The organism is Streptomyces sp. NBC_00503 (assembly GCF_036346895.1).
GTDB lineage: Bacteria > Actinomycetota > Actinomycetes > Streptomycetales > Streptomycetaceae > Streptomyces.
Genome location: NZ_CP107856.1, coordinates 96,947 through 115,038 on the forward strand (window position 1 = coordinate 96,947; position 18,092 = coordinate 115,038).

General features: G+C 73.7%; 4 protein-coding genes. All 4 read left to right on the forward strand.

Annotation, left to right across the window (positions count from 1 at the left end; translation table 11 throughout):
- The first annotated feature begins 107 nt into the window (after positions 1–107).
- The 4 genes from OG490_RS37755 to OG490_RS37770 are packed head-to-tail and all read left to right on the forward strand — an operon-like array spanning position 108 to position 18,078.
- The gene (locus OG490_RS37755) at positions 108–5,507 is read left to right on the forward strand and encodes an acyltransferase domain-containing protein (RefSeq protein ID WP_330301260.1); all 5,400 of its coding nucleotides are present in this window, start codon (positions 108–110) and stop codon (positions 5,505–5,507) included.
- On the forward strand, positions 5,508–8,873 hold the full coding sequence (locus OG490_RS37760) for a type I polyketide synthase (protein ID WP_330301261.1): 3,366 nt from the start codon (positions 5,508–5,510) through the stop codon (positions 8,871–8,873).
- Positions 8,870–16,951, forward strand: coding sequence for a non-ribosomal peptide synthetase/type I polyketide synthase (locus tag OG490_RS37765; RefSeq protein ID WP_330301262.1), 8,082 nt, complete (start codon positions 8,870–8,872; stop codon positions 16,949–16,951). Before OG490_RS37760 ends, OG490_RS37765 begins: the two co-directional genes overlap by 4 nt.
- Complete coding sequence (locus OG490_RS37770) at positions 16,948–18,078, forward strand: LLM class flavin-dependent oxidoreductase (protein ID WP_330301263.1); 1,131 nt, start codon at positions 16,948–16,950, stop codon at positions 18,076–18,078. Before OG490_RS37765 ends, OG490_RS37770 begins: the two co-directional genes overlap by 4 nt.
- The last annotated feature ends 14 nt before the right edge of the window (positions 18,079–18,092 follow it).

Below are 18,092 nucleotides of genomic sequence, written 5' to 3' on the forward strand. Positions count from 1 at the left end.
ACATCCAGGGCATCCGGGACAAGCCGCCCCACCTCCCCTTCCGTGTCGAAGTCAGATCCATCGGCGCTCAAGTGTTTCAACGTTATGTACAAGCGGAGGGGGTTCACATGCAGATGGGCAAGGGTTCTGAGCTCGTCGACGCGTCGTCCCGTATGGACACCGTCGAGGCCGTGTCGCACTGGTTGCGGAGCAAGATCGCCGTACGGTCGGGGCGCGCGCCCGAAGAGATCCGCGACGACGATCTCTTCTCGGCCGTCGGCATCGACTCGATGCGCGCCGTCGCCATCATGGCCGAGCTCTCGGAGGTGACCGGCACCCGGCTCTCCCCGGCGCTCATGTGGTCGCACCCCAGCATCGCGGCGCTCGCCGCCCGCGTCGTCGCGGGCGAGTCCGAAGCGCCCGCCGAGCTGCCGGACACCTTCCGGTCCGCGCCCCGCACCCACGAGCCGATCGCCATCACGGGCATGTCGTGCCGCCTGCCCGGGGCCGATGGCCTCGAGGAGTTCTGGCAGCTGCTGCGCTCGGGCACCGACGCGGTGAGCGAGGTGCCGGCCGAGCGCTGGGACGCCGCCGCCTACCTGGACACCAACCCGGCCGCTGCCGGCAAGATGGTGACCTCCCAGGCGGGCTTCCTGCGCGGCCCGGTGGACACCTTCGACCCGCTCTTCTTCGGCATCTCCCCGCGCGAGGCCCAGGAGATGGACCCGCAGCAGCGGCTCTTCCTGGAGGTCGCCTGGGAGGCCCTGGAGGACGCGGGCCTGTCCGACGGCCGGCTGTCCGGCACCGCGACCGGTGTCTTCGCCGGGGCGATCTGGCACGACTACGCCGACCTCGGCGCGGCCGACCCGGCCGGCGCCTCCCTGCACTCGGCCACCGGCCGGGCCCTGAACATGGTGGCCAACCGCCTCAGTTACGTACTCGGGCTCGCCGGCCCCAGCATCGTCCTGGACTCGGCGTGCTCCTCCTCCCTGCTCGCCGTCCACCTGGCCTGCCAGAGCATCTGGGCCGGCGAGTCCGAGACCGCCGTCGCGGGCGGGGTGAACCTGCTGCTCAGCCCCGAGACGATGGTCTCGCTCAGCAAGTTCGGCGGCCTTTCCCCGGACGGCCGCTGCAAGGCCTTCGACGCCCGGGGCGACGGCTTCGGCCGCGGCGAGGGCGCCGCGGCCATCGTCCTCAAGCCGCTGTCCAAGGCACTGGCCGACGGCGACGACATCTGGTGCACGATCCGGGGCACGGCCACCAACAACGACGGCTTGAGCAACGGACTCACCGCCCCCAACCCGCTGGCCCAGGAAGCCGTCCTGCGCACCGCGTGCCGCCAGGCCGGCGTCTCCCCCGCCGAGGTCCAGTACGTGGAGACCCACGGCACGGGCACCGCCCTCGGCGACCCGGTCGAGGCCACCGCCCTCGGCGCGGTCTACGGCCGCGGCCGCGGCGAGGACGCGGCCCTGCGCATCGGGTCGGTCAAGAGCAACATCGGCCACCTGGAGGCGGCCGCCGGCATTGCCGGTGTGGTCAAGACCGCCCTCGCGCTGCGCCACCGGGTCATTCCGCCCAGCATCCACTTCGAGACGCCCAACCCGCACATCCCCTTCGAGGAGCTCGGTCTGCGGGTCGCGGCCGCCGAGGAGCCGTGGCCCGCGTCCGGGCAGGGGCCCGCCCGGGCCGGGGTGAGCGCCTTCGGCTGGGGCGGCACCAACGTGCACGTCGTGCTCGAGGCCGTCACGGCGCCCGCGCCGCTGACCCTGGCCGAGGTACCCGGCACCGGCACCTCCGGCCGCCCGCAGGTGGCCTTCGTGTGCTCCCCGTACGGCCAGCAGTGGATCGGCATGGCCCGCACGATGCTCCGTACCGAGCCGGTCTTCCGCTCCGTACTGGAGGAGTGCGACCGCGAACTCGCGCGGTACACCGGGTGGTCGCTGCTGGAGGAGCTGTACACCGACGAGCCCGCGGCCCCCGCCGACCCGGCCCGCAGCGGTGACGTCGGGGTCGTGCAGCCGCTGCTGTTCGCCATCCAGGTCGGCATCGCCGCCTGGCTCGAGGCCGCCGGCGTGCGACCGGACGCCGTCGTCGGCCACAGCCTGGGCGAGGTCGCCGCCGCCGTCATCGCCGGCATCCTCGACCTGCCGGACGCGGTACGCCTCATCCACCACTACAGCGACCAGCAGCGCCGGGTCGCCGGATCCGGCAGCGGCATGGCCGTGGTCGAGCTCTCCGCGGCCGACCTCCAGCGGCGGATCGACGACCGGGACGGGGGCGGCGACATCTCGGTCGCCACCCAGAACGGCCCGCGCGCCACCGGGCTCGCGGGCTCGCGCGCCGCACTGGAGGCGCTGGTCGCCGAGCTGAAGGCCGAAGGCGTGCTGTGCAGCATGATCCGCGTCGACCTGCCGGCCCACAGCGCCGGTATCGACCCGATCACCGCCGACCTCGAAGCGGCCATCGGCACGCTCACCCCGCGGCCCGGCCGCATCCCGATGATCTCCTCCGTGACGGGCGAGCCGCTCGACTGGCGGGAGGCGGACGCCTCGTACTTCGTCCGCAACCTGCGCCGGCCCGTGCTGCTGGCCCCGGCCGTCGCCCATCTGCTGGCCCACGGGACCGGCGTCCTCGTGGAGATCAGCGCCAACCCCGTACTGGCCCCCGCGCTGCGCCAGTCCGCCGAGGAGCACGGCGGGGGTGCGGCCGTACTGACCACCATGAGCCGCGAGGGCGACGACGACCGAGCCGGGCTGGTGGACACGCTCGGGGCGCTCGCCGGGCTCGGCCTCGATGTGCGTCTTCCGGGCGAAGCCCCCGTTCGCGCCGAGCTGTTCACCCTCTCCGCGCGCACCCCGCAGGCCCTGCGGGACCTCGCCGTCTCCGTCGCCGCCGCCCTCTCGGACGGCGCGCCGGGTGCGGACCGGCTGGCGTCCCTGGCCCGCGCGGGCCTGGAGCGGGCCCACCACCCGTACCGCCTCTCGCTCGTCGCCCACGACACGGCCGAGCTTGCCGCGGCGCTGATCGCCCACGCCGACGGCGAGCGCCCGCCGCAGCTGTACGAGGGCGCGAAGCCCGCCGAGACCCGGCCCCGGACCGCGTTCGTCTTCCCCGGCCAGGGCTCCCAGTGGCTCGGGATGGGCCGCGAACTGCTGCGCACGGAACCGGCGTTCGCCGCGTCCATCCGTACCACCGACGCCGCCGCCCGGGCCTGGATCGACTGGTCCGTCGAGGCCGAGCTGTGCGCCGACGAGGAGGACTCGCAGCTGACCCGCATCGACGTGGTCCAGCCCGTGCTGTTCGCCGTCGAGGTCGCGCTCGCCGCGCTGTGGCGCTCGTGGGGCATCGAGCCCGACGCGGTCGTCGGGCACAGCATGGGCGAGGTCGCCGCCGCGCACGTCAGCGGCGCGCTGAGCGTCGAGGACGCGACCAGGATCATCTGCCGCCGCAGCCTGCTGCTGCGCCGCGCCGCCGGCCAGGGCGCCATGCTCGCGTGCGAACTGACGATGGCCCAGGCCCGCGAGCTCCTCGTCGGCCAGGAGCACCTGGTGTCGGTCGGCGTGAACAACAGCCCCCGCTCCACCGTGCTCTCCGGCGACCGCGACGTGCTCACCGCGATAGCCGCGCGGCTGGAGGCCGACCAGGTCTTCTGCCGCTGGGTCAAGGTGGACGTGGCCTCGCACAGCCCGCAGATGGACCCGCTGCGCGAGGACCTGCTGTCCGCGCTGGACGGCATCGACCCGCGGGCCGGAACGGTCCCCGTCTACTCGACCGTGACCGGCTCCTTGGCCTCCGGCGCCGAGATGGACATCCACTACTGGGCCGACAACCTGCGCGAGCCCGTGCTCTTCGCCGACCAGGTGGCCCGCCTCGTCGAGGACGGCGTGAGCGTCTTCATCGAGATGAGCCCGCACCCGATCCTGCTCCCCGCCGTGGAGCAGGTCGCCTCGGAGAGCGGTACGGCCGTGGCCGCGCTGCCCTCCCTGCGCCGCCGCGAGGAGGAACGCGACACCCTGCTCGGCTCGCTGGGCCGGCTGCACGTGCTGGGCGCACCGGCCCGCGTGGACCGCGCGCTGACCCCGGCCCCCGCCGGGCAGAAGCTGCCCCACTACCCGTGGCAGCGGGAGCGGTTCTGGATCGACGCCCCCGGCCCGGGCGGCGCCGCTGCGCTCGGCCGGGCCCTGCGCGGCGGTCTGCTCGGCGAGCGCTTCGACTCCCCGGTCACCCCGGGGACGCACTACTGGCAGATGGACCTCGACTCCTCGGCCGCCACCGCCTCGGACCACCGCATCGGCGGGGCCGCGGTCCTGCCGGGCGCCGCGTTCGTCGAGATGGCCCTCGCGATGTGCGAACAGGTCCGGCCCGGCGAACAGCCCGTACTGGAGGAGTTCGCGTTCCGGGAGCCGCTGATCCTGCCCACGCGGGGCGTGCGCCGGGTGCAGGCCGTACTGGAGGGCTCGGACGCCGGGCGGGCGCAGATCCGCTTCTTCGTCCGCGAGGACGACGGCCCGCTGTGCACGGCCGAGACCCGGGTGGTCTTCGGCGCCGCCGCCGATCCGGGCGAGCCCCGCGACCCGGCCGCGCTGGCCGGGCCGCTGACCGAGACCGTCGAGGGACCGGCCTACTACCGGGCGCTCGCCGCCTGCGGCCTGGGATACGGTCCCGCCTTCCAGGGGATCACCACCGTCTCGCGCGGCGGGGGCGCCGCCCTGGCCCGGATCGCACCGGATCCGGCGGCCCTGCCCTCCGACCCCGGCTACCGGGTGCACCCCTCGCTGCTCGACTCCGCCCTGCAGAGCGCCGTGGCCCCGCTGCTCGGCGCCGCGTGGGGCGAGGGCACCACCCAGTGCTTCGTCAGCGAGTCCATCGGCCGGCTGACCGTGTACGGAGTCCTCACCGGCGAGTTGTGGGCGTACGCGCAGTGCGAGCGGACCGACGACGACCGGCACTGGCGGGCCCGCGTGCGGATCCTGTCCGGCGACGGCACCCTGCTGGCCGACGCCGAGGACCTGAGCGTGATCAGGCTGGACTCCGTACCCGTCCTCGCCGCGGACGAGGACGATCCGCTGGGCAAGCCGGCACGCGGGGCGGTCGCCGCCGGGCTGGCCGAACTGCCCGTGGCGGAGCGGCGGGCCGCGTTCGAGACCGCCGTACGGGAGATCACCGCGCAGGTGGTCAGGCTCCCCGCCCGCCGAATCGACCCCGACACCCCGCTGCGCTCGCTCGGCATCGACTCGCTGATGTCGCTGGAACTGCGCAACCGGCTGGAGGCGGCCTTCGGCGTGGAGCTGTCGGCCACGCTCATCTGGAACTACCCGACCGTGCGGGACGTCGCGCCGTTCCTGGCCGGCAGGACGGGCATCGCCCTCGACGGCGACGAGGTCCACGAGCGGGGCCACGAGCAGGGCCGCGCGGCCGAAGCCCCCGTCCTGCCCCTGGCGATGGACGAAGAAACAGACCCGGAGAGCCTCGAGGCCCTCCTCGGACGTGAACTCGCGGAACTGAGCGAGCGGATGGAGACCTTCTAGATGAGCAGCACCGCCGCCGAAGCCGCCCCGGTCGAAGACCGCTCCGGGACCGCCCTCGTCAAGGCGTTGTCCGCCGTCCGCATGCTGCGGGGCCGGCTGGACGCGCTGGAGCAGAAGCGCCACGAGCCCGTAGCCATCGTCGGCATGGGGTGTCGACTGCCGGGAGGGGTCCGCTCCCCCGGCGAGTTCTGGCAGATGATCAGTTCCGGCACCGACGCGATCACCGGTGTGCCCGGCGACCGCTGGGACGCCGAGGCCTACTACGACCCCGACCCGGCCGCTCCGGGCCGCACCACCATGCGCTTCGGCGGGTTCATCGACGGGGTCGACCGCTTCGACCCGTACTTCTTCGGCATCTCCCCGCGCGAGGCCGCGCGCATGGACCCCCAGCAGCGGCACTTCCTCGAGGTGGCCTGGGAGGCCCTGGAGGACGCGGGCCTGCCCCGGGAGAAGCTCCAGGGCAGCGCGACGGGCGTGTTCGTCGGCGCCAACTCCAGCGACTACCTCCAGATGCAGCTGGAGGACCCGGCCGGCGTCGACCCGTACACCGTGGTCGGCGGCACCAACTGCATCATCTCCAACCGGCTGTCGTACCAGCTTGACCTGCGCGGCCCGAGCATGACCGTCGACACGGCCTGCTCGTCCTCGCTGGTGGCCGTGCACCTGGCCTGCCAGTCCCTGCGCACCCAGGAGTGCTCCACCGCGGTCGCCGCCGGGATGAACCTGATCCTGTCGCCGACGATGACGGTCGCCCACTCCAAGGGCCTGCCGCTCGCCCCCGACGGCCGCTGCAAGACCTTCGACGCGAAGGCCGACGGCTACACCCGCGGCGAGGGCGTCGGCGTGCTCGTCCTGAAGCGGCTCTCGGACGCCGTCGCGGACGGCGACCGGATCTGGGCCGTCATCCGCGGCTCCGCCGTCAACCAGGACGGCCTGACCAACGGCCTGACCGCGCCCAGCGGCCTGTCCCAGCGCGATGTCATCAGGGCGGCGCTGCGCTCCGCCCGGCTGGAGCCCTCGCAGGTCACCCTGCTGGAGGCGCACGGCACCGGCACCAGCCTCGGCGACCCCATCGAGGTCGAGGCACTGCAGGAGGTGTACGGGACCGCGGACGCGGCCGGCGGGAGCTGCGCGCTCGGGTCGGTGAAGACCAACATCGGGCACCTGGAGGCGGGCGCCGGACTGGCCGGCCTGATCAAGGTGGCGCTGAGCATCCACCACCGGGCCATCGCGCCCCACCTCCACCTGGAGGAGCTCAACCCGCACATCTCGCTCGCCGGCGGACGGCTGCGGATACCGACCTCGGCGGCGGGCTGGGACGAGCCCGCCGAGCGGCGCAACGGTGCCGTCAGCTCCTTCGGCGCGGGCGGCACCAACGCCCACGTGGTCCTCGGCCCGGCGCCCGAGGACGACGGCGTCCAGGAGGCCGAGGCCCCCGAGGTGCCGCAGGCCGCGCAGGGCCCCTGGCTGCTGCCGGTCTACGCGGGCACCGCCGAGGCTCTGGTCCCGATGGCCCGCGCCTGGCGCGACCACCTGCAGACCCGTCAGGCGCGGCAGGATCCGTTCCCCGCGCTGGTGCACGGCGCCGCCACCCGGCGTACCAAGCATCCGCACCGGCTCGCGGTCGCCGCGAGCACGCACGCCGAGGCCGCCGAGCGGCTGGACATGTGGCTGACGGACAAGTCCCCGGCCTCCGTGATCACCGGCCGGACCGGGCACGACATCGCCGACAAGATCGTCTTCGTCTTCCCCGGCCAGGGCGCCCAGCGGGCCGGGATGGGCCGCGAACTGATGCGCGTCTGCCCGGTGTTCAGGGCCACCGTGACCGAGTGCGACGAGGCCTTCAAGCGCTGGACCGACGGCGGCTTCTCCGTCATCGACACGATCATGGGTCTGGAGGACGGGGCACCGCTGGAACGCATCGACATCATCCAGCCGGCCCTGTTCGCCATCGCGGTCGGACTCGCCGCCCGCGCCAAGGCCTTCGGCGTGGAGCCCGACGCGGTGGTCGGCCACAGCATGGGCGAGGTCGCCGCCGCGTACGTGGCCGGTGTCCTGAGCCTGGACGACGCGGCCCGCATCATCTGCCGCCGCAGCTTCCTGCTGCGCCGCATCAGCGGGCAGGGCGCGATGCTGGTGGTGGGCCTGCCCTTCGACCAGGCCGCCGAGTTCGTCGCGGACCACAGCGACCGGGTCTCGGTCGCGGTCAGCAACAGCCCCACCTCCACGGTGCTCTCCGGCGACCCGGAGGTGCTGGACGAGCTCGCCCGGACCCTCGAGGCCCGCAAGGTCTTCTCCCGCCACGTCAAGGTGGACGTGGCCTCGCACAGCCCCCAGGTCGACGCGCTGCGCGCGGACCTGCTGGCCGAGCTGGAGGGCATCGAGCCCCGCGCGGGGCGGGTGCCGGTCCTGTCCACCGTCAACGGCGAACTGTGCGACGGTTCCGGTTTCGACGCCGAGTACTGGGCGGGCAACCTGCGCGAGCCGGTGCTCTTCTGGGACGCCGTGGGCACGCTGATCGAGAGCGACCACGGGGTGTTCGTCGAGATGAGCCCCCATCCGACGCTGCTGTCCGCCGTGGAACAGGCCTTCGAGCACACCGGCCGCGAGGGGCTGGCCGTGCCGTCCATGCGGCGCGACGAGCCGGAGGCGAACGGCCTGCTGGAGGTCCTGGCCTCCCTGCACACGCACGGCCTGCCCGCCCGGCTGAGCGAACTGCTCCCGGCGGCGCCGGCGCGTCCCGTACCGCTGCCCTCGTACGCCTGGCAGCACGAGAGCTTCTGGTTCCGTGCCTCGGGCACCACCGGCCCGGTGGCCCTGGGCGCCCCGGCCGGTGGCGCGGTGCCCGAGCCGGACGTGGCCGAGGTGCCCGGGCAGCTGCCTGGGCTGGTGGCGGCCGTGGCCGGCGCCGAGCCCGGCGCCGCCCGCTCCGAGGCCGTCCGCTCCGAGGTCGCCGCGGTGGTGGCCACGACCCTGGAACTCAGCCCCGACCGGGTCGACCGGACCGCCGGCTTCTTCCAGATGGGCATGGACTCCACGCTCGCCCGCTGCGCGCGGGTCCGGCTGGAGACCCTGCTCGGCCGCCGCATCCCGGCGACCGTGATGTTCGAACACCCTTCGGTGGAGGCGCTGTCCGCGTACCTGCTGCCGCTGGCGGAGCGGGCGGCGGCCGCCGGCCCGCAGGCCTCCGCGCCCGTACCCGTACCCGCGCCCGCGCCCGCCGCCGCCTCCGCACCACAGGCGCCTTCGGACCTTTCCGGGTCCGAGGACGACGAGTCCCTCGACGAACTTCCCGAAGCCGAACTCCTCGCCCTGCTGGCCGCGGAGTCCGGTTCCCCGACGCACGCAGCCGGAGGAGCCCGATGACCGACAAGGACCGCGAGCGGCAGAACGTGCTCGCCCAGAGCGTGCGGGAGATCCGCCGCCTGCGCGAGGAGCTCGACGCCGTCGAGCGCGCCCGCAGCGAGCCGATCGCCATCGTCGGCCTCGCCTGCCGGATGCCCGGCGGCGCCGAGACGCCCGAGGAGTTCTGGGAGTTCCTGAGCTCGGGCCGCGACGGCATCCGCGAGGTGCCCGAGGACCGCTGGGACACCTCCAGGCACGGCAGCCGCCTCGGCGGCTTCCTCGACCGGGTCGACGGGTTCGACGCCCCGTTCTTCGGGATCTCGCCGCGCGAGGCCGCCACCTTGGACCCGCAGCAGCGCCTGCTGCTCGAGGTGGGCTGGGAGGCGCTGGAGCACGCGGGCATCTCGCCGGCCGGCCTGACCGGCACGGACACCGGGGTGTACTTCGGCGTCACCACGTACGACTACGTGCAGAGCCAGATGCAGCAGATCGACCCGGCCGACCTGGAGGCGTACAGCCTCACCAGCAACGCCTCCACCTTCGCGGCCGGCCGGTTCTCGTACTGGCTGGGCCTGCAGGGCCCCAGCCTCTCCGTCGACACCGCGTGTTCGTCCTCGCTGGTCGGCGTGCACCTGGCGTGTCAGAGCCTGCGCTCCGGCGAGACCGGCATGGCGCTGGCGGGCGGCGTCAACGTCCTGCTGTCGCCCGAGTGGTTCAGCATCGCCGACAAGGCGAACATGCTGGCACCGGACGGCCACTGTAAGACCTTCGACTCCCGCGCCGACGGCTACGTACGCAGCGAGGGATGCGGAGTCGTCGTCCTCAAGCGCCTCTCCGACGCGCAGGCCGCCGGTGACCGCGTCCTCGGCGTCATCCGCGGCTCCGCCGTCAACCAGGACGGCCGCAGCGGCGGCATCACCGTCCCGAACGCCGCCGCCCAGCAGGACGTCATCCGCGCCGCGCTGGCCTCGGCCCGTGTGGAACCCGCGGAGATCGGCTACGTGGAGGCGCACGGCACCGGCACCCCGCTGGGCGACCCGCTGGAACTGCGCGCCCTGGACGCCGTACTGGGCGGGCGCGCGCCGGGCGAGGAACTGGTCGTCGGCTCGGTCAAGAGCACCATCGGGCACCTGGAGCCCGCGGCCGGCGTCGCCGGTCTGATCAAGGTCGTGCTCTCGCTGCAGAACGAGGAGATCCCGGCGCAGCTGAACCTGGAGGAGGTGAACCCGGAGATCGGCATCGAGGACCTCTCGATCACCTTCCCGCGCACCGCCCTGGCCTGGCCGCGCGGCGACAAGCCCCGTATCGCGGGCGTCAGTTCCTTCGGCGCGAGCGGCACCAACGCCCACGTCGTCGTCGAGGAGGCACCCGCCGACCCGGCCCCCGCGCCCACCACGGGCGGCGAGGTCGGGGGCGAGCGCACCGCGCAGCTGCTGGCCCTGTCCGCCAAGAGCCCGGCCGCGCTCGCCGACGTGGCCGCGCGCCACGCCGCGTACCTGGGCGGGCCGGACGCCGCGCCGCTCGCCGACGTCTGCCACACCGCCGCCACCGGCCGCGCCCCGCTGGCGCACCGGCTGACCGTGGTCGCCGGCTCCGCCGAGGAGATGCGCGAGAAACTGGCCGCGTACGCGCCCGGCACGCTCCCGCCCGCGGGCGCCCGCACGGGCCACGTGCCCGGCGGCGCGCGGCCGAAGGTCGCCTTCCTCTTCACCGGCCAGGGCTCGCAGTACGCCGGCATGGGCGCGGGCCTCTACGCGAGCGAGCCGGTCTTCCGGGACGCGATCGACCGGTGCGATGCCGTCGTCTCGGAGCTGACGGACCGCTCGCTGCTCTCCGTGCTCCACCCGGAGCCCGACGACACCGCGCTGGTGGACGAGACCCGCTGGACCCAGCCCGCCCTGTTCGCCGTCGAATACGCGCTCGCGGAACTCTGGCGCTCCTGGGGCATCGAACCGGGCGCCGTGCTCGGCCACAGCATCGGCGAGATCGTCGCGGCCTGCGTGGCGGGCGTGCTGTCCCTCGAGGACGCCCTGACCCTCGCGGTGCGGCGTGGCGGCCTGATGCAGGAACTGTCGGTGGAGGGCGCCATGGCGGCGGTCTTCACCACCGCGGAGCGGCTCGCCGAGGCGCTGGCGCCGTACGAGGGCGAGCTGTCGGTGGCCGCGGTCAACGGCCCCGAGTCCCTGGTCGTCTCCGGCGGCGCCAGGGCGCTGGACGCGCTGCTGGCCGAGCTCGCCGCGGCGGGCGTCAAGTCCAAGCGGCTCACGGTCACCCGGGGCTTCCACTCGCCGCTGATGGACCCGGTGCTGGACGAGTTCGAGCGCACGGCGGCCGCCCTGACCTACGCGGCCCCCCGCATCCCGGTCGTCTCGAACGTCACCGGCGAGCCGCTGACCGGCCCGCAGGCCTTCTCCGCGGGCTATCTGCGCGAGCACGTCCGCCGTCCCGTGGACTTCCTGCGGGGCATGACCGCCCTCCACGGGCTGGGCTTCCGCATCTTCGTGGAGACCGGCCCGCAGCCCGCGCTCTCGGGCATGGCCAAACGTTTCGTCCCCGGTGCGGGCGACGGCGAACAGGCCCCGGTCTTCCTGCCGTCGCTGCGCAAGGGCCACGACGACGGACGGGTGGCGCTGGACAGCCTGGGCGCCCTGTACGCGCTGGGGGCGCCGGTCGACTGGGCCGCGTACGACGCGGGCCGCGGCCGGCGGCGCGCCGCGCTGCCGACGTACCCCTTCCAGCGCACCCGCCACTGGTTCACGCCGAGCGCCCGCCCGGTGTCGGCCGGGCCCGTCGCGGGCGAGAGCGGCTCGGCGCGCCTGCTGGGCGAGCTGGTGCCCTCGCCGCTGGACTCGACGCAGTACTCGGCGGTGCTCGACACCACCGGCCACCCCTGTCTGGGCGACTGCGTGATGGACGGGCTCCCCGTCGTCAACATCGGCGTCTACCTGGAGTCCGCCCTGGAGGCGGCCCGGGCCGACGGCGGCGGCGCGGGCGCGCTGATCGAGGAGTGCCTGGTCCTCCAGAGCATGATCCTCGACGAGGACCAGCGGGCCCGGGTGCAGCTCGTGCTGGACCCGGCGCCCGGCGGCCGCACCGCGTACCGCTTCTACTCCGCCCGCCGGGACGGCGCCGGCTGGCTGCTGCACTCGCAGGGCAAGCTCGCCCCGCTGCCCGCGGGCGCACCGGCCGCGACCGATCTGGACGCGCTGCGCGCCCCGCTCGCCGAGGAGACCACCGGCGAGGAGTTCTACCGCCGGATGTGGCGCCGCAAGCTGTACCTCGGCCCCACCGCCCAGTGGATCGAGCACGTGTGGAGCGGCGAGGGCGAGGCCGTCGCGAGGATGCGCGCCCCGCGTCCGGGCGAGGCCGACGGCTACCGGCTGCACCCCGGCCAGACCGACGCGCTGTTCCAGTCCCTGTTCGCCTGCCTGCCCGAGGGCACCCCCGAGGACGCCACCTTCATGCTGGTGGGCATCGACCGCTTCGCCTTCCACGGGTTCTCCGGCGCGCAGGGCGAGACGTACTGCCGGGTGCGGCTGCTGCCGTCGCCCGACCCGCAGGGGATGCTGCTCGCCGAGGCCGCGCTCTACGACGAGCGGGGACGCACGGTGGTCGAGGCCACCGGTGTGTGCCTGCGCCGCGCCGCGAAGGACCAGCTGCTGCGCACGGAAGGCAGCACCCCCGTACTGCCCGTCGCGGCCCCGCTCGCCCCGGCCGCCGTCCCCGCCTCCCTGGACGCCGCGGGCGTACGGGAGCTGCTGACGGCGACCGTCGCCCGCGCGCTGGGCACCTCCCCGGACGCGGTGGACCAGGACGAGCCGCTGCAGAACCTCGGCCTGGACTCGCTGATGGCCCTGGAGGTCAAGGACGCGCTGTCCGTCGCGCTCGGGGTCTCGCTGCCCCTGGTGGCCTTCTTGGAGGGCCGCAGCGTCAGCACGCTCGGCGACCAGGTCCTGGAGACCCTCGGCACCCCCGAGGAGGCCCCGGCCGGTGCGGGCCCCGAGGGCGCGGCCCCGCGGCCGGCGCTCACCGCGGGCGGCGACCGGCTGCCGGAGCTGGTCCGCGACGAGGCGGCCCGCTACGAGCCGTTCCCGCTGACCGACCTCCAGCAGGCGTATCTGGTGGGCCGCTCCAGCGCCTTCGAACTCGGCAACGTCTCCACGTACTTCTTCATCGAGGTCGACCTCGACGGGGTGGACGTGGACCGGCTGCAGGACTCCCTGCGCCTGATGATCGACCGCCACGACATGCTGCGCGCCGTGATGACCGAGGACGGCTACCAGAGGGTGCTGCCCGAGGTCGCCCCGTACGAGATCCGCACGACCGATCTGCGCGGCTGCGCCGAGGAGGAGCGCGGCGCGCGGCTGGCCGAACTCCACGACGAGGTCGCCGGACAGGTCTTCGACACCGGCGTGTGGCCGCTGTTCGACATCCGCGCCACGCGGGTGACCGAGGGCCGCACCCGCCTGCACATCGGGCTCGACGCGCTGATCATCGACGCGTGGAGCACCTCGACGCTGTTCCGGGAGTGGGCCGCCGCCTACCGCGGCGAGGCCGGAGCGCTGCCCGAGATCCCGCTCACCTACCGGGAATACGTGGTGACGGCCAAGGCCGTCGAGGAGACCGACCTGTACGCGACCTCGCTCGCCTACTGGCGCGAGCGGATCGACACCCTGCCGCCGGCCCCCGAACTGACGCTGGCCACGGACCCGGGCGCGCTGGAGCACCCGGCGTTCACCCACCGCTCCAGCCGGATCGGGGCCGAGGACTGGTCGCGCTTCAAGGCGTACGCCTCCGCGGCCGGTGTCACCCCGTCGGCCGCGCTGTGCACGGCGTACTCGCAGGTGCTGGCCTCCTGGAGCAAGTCCAGCCGGTTCACGCTGAACGTGCTCTTCTTCAACCGGCTGCCGTTGCACGAGCAGGTCGGCAGCGTGCTCGGCAACTTCAGTGCCACCACCCTGCTGGAGATCGACTCCACCGCCTCGACCGCCTTCGGCGAGCGGGCCGGGCGCATCCAGCGCCAGTTGTGGACCGACCTGGAGCACAGCCATGTCAGTGGTGTCGCCGTACTGCGCGAGCTCAACCGGGCCCGCGGGGGCAATGCCCGCGCCAACATGCCGGTCGTCTTCGCCAGCACCGTCAACTTCGCGGCCAAGGAGGACTCCGCGGCCTCCGTGGGCCTGGCCCAGCACCTCACCTCCATCGGCGAGGGCGGCCAGGAGGTCTCCAGCTCGATCCGCACCCCGCAGGTGTGGCTCGACCACCAGGTGGTCGAGGACGCCGGTGCGCTGATCGTGAACTGGGACGTCATCGAGGAGCTCTTCCCCGCCGGGATGATCGACGCGATGTTCGACGCGTACCTCGACGTGCTGCGCGGCCTGTGCCACGAGGAGGACGCCTGGCGCCGCCCGGCGCACGCCCTGGCCCCGGCCGCCGAGCTCGACGTGCGACGGTCGGCCAACGCGACGGCCGGGCCGCTGCCCACGGGCCTGCTGCACGAGCCGTTCGCCGCGCAGGCCGCCGCCCACCCCGAACGGGTCGCGGTGATCGCCCCCGGCCGCGAGCTCACGTACGGGGAACTGGACGGGCACACCGACCGGCTGGGCCGCTGGCTCCTGGAGGCGGGCGCCGGTCCCGGCACGTTCGTCGGCATCGTGATGGAAAAGGGCTGGGAGCAGGTCGCCGCCACCATCGGCGTGCTGAAGTCGGGCGCCGCGTACGTGCCCATCGACGCCAATGTGCCCGCCGAGCGGCTGCGGCTGCTCCTGGAGAAGTCCGGCATCCGCCTGGTCCTGACGCAGAGCCGTGTCGAGGCCGACACCTCGTGGCCGGAGGGGACCGTCCGGCTGAGCGTGGACGGCCCCGGGGCGCTGGCCGTGCCGGCGGGCGCCCTGCCCGCCTCGGCCGCGCGCCCGGACGACCTCGCGTACGTCATCTTCACCTCCGGCTCCACGGGCCAGCCCAAGGGCGTGATGATCGAGCACACGGGCGCCCTGAACACCTGTCTCGACATCAACGAGCGGTTCGGCATCACGCACGAGGACCGGGTCCTGGCCCTGTCCGCGCTCAACTTCGACCTGTCGGTGTACGACGTGTTCGGCGTCCTCGCCGCCGGCGGCGCGATCGTCCTGCCGGCCCCGGACGCCCACCGCGAGCCCGGCCGCTGGGCCGAGCTGGTGACCGCGCACGGGGTGACCGTCTGGAACAGCGTGCCGACGCTGATGGAGATGTTCACCGAGCACGCGCTGAGCGCCGGGATGACCGGCACCCTGCCGCTGCGCACGGTGATGATGAGCGGCGACTGGATCCCGCTGACCCTCCCGGAGCGCATCGCCACGCTGGCGCCCGAGGCGGCCGTGTGGAGCCTGGGCGGGGCGACCGAGGCGTCGATCTGGTCGATCGCGCACCGGGTGACCGGCCCCGCCGACCCCGCGCTGACCTCGGTCCCGTACGGAAAGCCCCTGCTCAACCAGCAGTTCCACGTACTGAACGAGGCCATGCAGCCCAGCCCGGTGTGGGTGCCCGGCCAGCTCTACATCTCCGGAGCGGGCCTGGCCCGCGGCTACCTCGGCGACGAGGCGAAGACCCGGGCGGCCTTCCTGCGCCACCCGGCCACCGGCGAGCGGCTGTACCGCACCGGCGACCTGGGCCGGTACCTGCCGGACGGGAACATCGAGTTCCTGGGCCGGGAGGACTTCCAGGTCAAGATCCAGGGCTACCGGATCGAGCTCGGCGAGATCGAGTGCGCGCTGCTGGCCTGCGACTCGGTGCGCGCCGCGGTGGTCTCGGCGGTCGGCGAACGCCAGGGCTCCAAGCGGCTGGTGGCCTACGTCGTCCTCGACAAGGACAACGGCTGCGAGGTCACGCCCGAACTGCTCGCCAAGACGATCGCCACGACCCTGCCCTCGTACATGGTCCCGCAGTACATCCTGATCCTCGACGAGCTGCCGTTGACCGCCAACGGCAAGGTCGACCGCTCCTCGCTGCCGGTGCCCGGGGCCGAGGCCGCCGACGGCGACGCCGCACAGGCTCCCCGGGACCTGACCGAGAGCGAACTCGCCTCGATCTGGGCGGAGTTCTTCCCGGACGCCGGGTTCGGCGTGCACACCGACTTCTTCGCCCTGGGCGGCAACTCGCTGCTCGCGGTCCGGCTGATGTCCGAAATCCGGGTCCGGCTCGACTGTTGGCTGCCGCTGTCCACACTGTTCGCCCGGCCGACGATCGCCCTGCTCGCCACGGCGATCCGGGAGGCCGGCGGTTCGGTGCGCCGCACCGCGCTGGTACCCATCCGCACCGGGGGTACGCAGACCCCGCTGTTCTTCGTCCACCCAGTCGGCGGAGACGTTCTCTGCTACGGCGAACTGGCCTCGCTGCTCGGTGAGGACCAGCCGTTCTACGCCCTCCAGGTGCCGGACGGCGAACCCCTCGAGACCGTGCCCGAACTGGCGGCGCACTACGCCGCCGCCCTCACCGCCGCGGTGCCGCAGGGACCGTACCGGCTCGGGGGCTGGTCCATGGGCGGCGTCATCGCCCTGGAGACGGCCCGGCAGCTGACCGCCGCCGGGCACGAGGTCGAACACCTCGCGCTGATCGACCTGCTCGAGGCCCCGGGCCCGTCGCCCCGGCTGGCGGAGATCGACGACGCCGTCCTGCTCTCGTGGTTCGGCCGGGACCTCGCGGGCCTGGCCGGGACCTCGTGGGAGCCGGACCCGGAGCTGTTCCGCGCGGCGGACTGCCCCGAAAAGGCGTTCGAGATCCTGTACAGCGAGGCGGCCGGGCTGGGCGTCCTCCCGGCGGGCATCGGTCTCGAGATGTTCAGCGAGATCTACACCCGCTTCGCCCGCAACTTCCGGGCCCTGCTGGCCTACGCGCCGCAGCCGTACGCGGGAGAGACCGCGTTCCTGCGCGCCGAGGACGGTTCCACCGACGAGGCGGTCGCCGCCTGGTCGCACCTGTTCCCCTCCGGCTTCCACTACGTCGCACTGCCCGGCGACCACTACTCGGTCATGCGGTCGCCGCTCCTGCGGCAGTTGGCCGACCAGCTGTCCCTCTGGCTCGCCGGAACGGCGGCCCGACCCCTCGAAGGAATACAGTCATGACGCTGAAGTTCGGTGCCTTCATCCCTCCGTTCCACTCCCTGGGCGAGGACCCCACGACCTCCTTCTGGCGGGACCTGGACCTCATCAGCTGGCTCGACGAGCTGGGTCTGGACGAGGCCTGGGTGGGCGAGCACCACTCGGGCGGCTGGTCGACGGTCAGTTCCCCCGAGGTCTTCCTCGCCGCCGCGGCCGAGCGCACCCGCCGCATCAAGCTCGGCACCGGAGTGGTGAGCCTCCCGTACCACCACCCGCTGACCGCGGCCAACCGCATCGTGCAGCTGGACCACCAGAGCGGCGGGCGCGCCATGTTCGGCATGGGCGCCGGGGTCTCGCCGGCCGACGCGCACATGATGGGCATCTCGGCCGGTGACCAGCGCCGCATGATGGCCGAGTCGCTGGAGGCGCTGGTCCGCCTGTTCGAGAGCACCGAGCCGGTCACCATGAAGACCGACTGGTTCGAGCTGCGCGACGCCCAGCTGCACCTGCGCCCGTACACCAAGCCGCGCTTCGACATGGCCGTCGCGAGCGCCGGCACCGAGCGCGGCATGCGCCTGGCGGGCCAGTACGGCCTGGAGGCGCTGACCTTCGCGGGCCGCCCGGGCATGTCGGAGCCCCCGCTGGCACAGCTGTGGGCCGCGGGTGAGGAGGAGGCCGCCAAGTACGGCCAGACCGTGGACCGCTCCAAGTGGCGCGTGGCGATCTGTCTGCACGTCGCGGAGACCCGCGAGGAGGCCCTGGACCAGGTCCGCGCCGGAATGAGCCACTGGTTCCGCGAGTACGTGCGCGACACGATCGGCGCCTCCGCGAAGCTGCCCGAGGGCCGCGAGGCCGAGGTGGCCGTCGAGACCCACACCGCGATCATCGGCTCCGTCGAGGACGTCATCGAGGGCATCGAGCGCATGCAGCGTGAGAGCGGCGGCTTCGGAACCCTGCTGGTCAACACCCAGGACTGGGCCACCCGCGAGCAGACCAAGCGCAGTTACGAGCTGCTCGCCCGCTACGTGGCACCGCACTTCACCGGTGCGCTCGACAGCCGTCGCGCGTCCCAGAAGTGGGTCTCGGAGAACAAGGGCGGCTTCGCCGCACAGGCCCGGGAGGCCGCGGCACAGACCACGGCCCCCCGCTGACCCCCACCACGGAC